This window comes from Phormidium sp. CCY1219 (assembly GCF_035615515.1).
In the GTDB taxonomy this organism is placed as follows: Bacteria; Cyanobacteriota; Cyanobacteriia; order Cyanobacteriales; family Laspinemataceae; genus CCY1219.
In genome coordinates, this window is record NZ_JAJENT010000536.1 from 1 (window position 1) to 337 (window position 337).

The 337-nt window shown below is 46.9% G+C and carries 1 protein-coding gene; it reads left to right on the forward strand.

All coding sequences use genetic code 11. From position 1 onward, the window contains the following. On the forward strand, window positions 1-337 hold a 337-nt coding region (locus tag LKK83_RS14775; protein ID WP_324631961.1), incomplete at both ends, for a reverse transcriptase/maturase family protein.

Genomic DNA, 337 nt, shown 5'->3' on the forward strand with positions numbered 1-337 from the left:
TGGGTACTGGATGCAGATATTGCAAAATGCTTCGACCGAATTGACCATGAAAAACTTCTCAATAAACTTGATGCCTTTCCGGCAATCCGACGACAAGTCAAGGCATGGCTAAAAGCAGGGGGAATTGACACCGGACAGCTATTCAAAACGGAAGAAGGCACACCGCAAGGAGGGGGAATCAGCCCCTTACTAGCAAATATTGCCCTCCACGGCATGGAAGAAAGCATCAAATCCTTAGCGGTTAAGCTACCAGGAAAAGAAAGCCGTACAAACAAACGCGATGCAATCTCGTTAATCCGTTATGCGGACGACTTCGTTATCCTGCATGAAAACAAGG